Annotated in this window: 2 protein-coding genes; both read right to left on the reverse strand. The window is 54.4% G+C overall.

What is annotated here, in order from left to right:
- Window positions 1-153 precede the first annotated feature (153 nt).
- Window positions 154-348, reverse strand: coding sequence for a Dyp-type peroxidase domain-containing protein (locus FXO21_RS29280; RefSeq protein WP_225865931.1), 195 nt, complete (start codon window positions 346-348; stop codon window positions 154-156).
- 137 nt (window positions 349-485) lie between these two features.
- Window positions 486-632, reverse strand: a complete 147-nt coding sequence (locus FXO21_RS28900; protein ID WP_192579381.1) for a hypothetical protein — start codon at window positions 630-632, stop codon at window positions 486-488.
- Window positions 633-741: the final 109 nt, after the last annotated feature.

Below are 741 nucleotides of genomic sequence, written 5' to 3' on the forward strand. Positions count from 1 at the left end.
CGTCGTTGTCAGAGAAGGATTGGTAAGGTGCTAGTTTACGCCTCTCGCGAGCCAATGATGATCTGATGGCGTGCGTTAAAGCGGATGTATTTATCGTGTGCAAGGGGCCGTGATACGCGGATCTATGCACAAGATCTTCATTAATATTGGGCGTTACGACGGCACGCCTTTCAGCGAGCCGTCGCGATGCGGTGCGAATGACGCCGGTTCCGGCGCCGCGGCATCGGCGGCCGGCACGAAGAACAGCGAACCGGTAACCGCGCGGCTGTAGTCGAGCAGGCGGTCGTAATTGCCGAATTCGGCAGCTATATCACTGGATATGCGCGCTCGCCGGCACTGATCAAACAGATACTCGAGAACGTGTTCGTGGCCACCTGCGTCGGTAGGTCCAACGTAGCAACTCTTTTTGCCGTTGAAAAGGTTGGCAGCCTGTGCCTAACACCGGCTGCCAACCGGATGATGAAACGAATAAATCGCTGTGTGATTTAGTCGAGCGGACCTCTCCGTTTCATCCTAAGATCAAAAACGACTTGGCCAGTTTCGGTATCCACCGTCGCAGCGTAAGACAGCAGTTCGTTCCCGTCGACATTGAAGCCTTCACTGAACACGTGCAGTACCGAAGCGAGCGGCACTTGAATTCGTCGATGTTCGGCATCTGCGCCGTAGGTGTCGACGTGCCCGACAGATTGGGTCTGATACTTCGTCATGGTGATATCTTGAGAAAGTAAATCTGCTCAGACT

Source organism: Dyadobacter sp. UC 10, from assembly GCF_008369915.1.
GTDB lineage: Bacteria > Bacteroidota > Bacteroidia > Cytophagales > Spirosomataceae > Dyadobacter.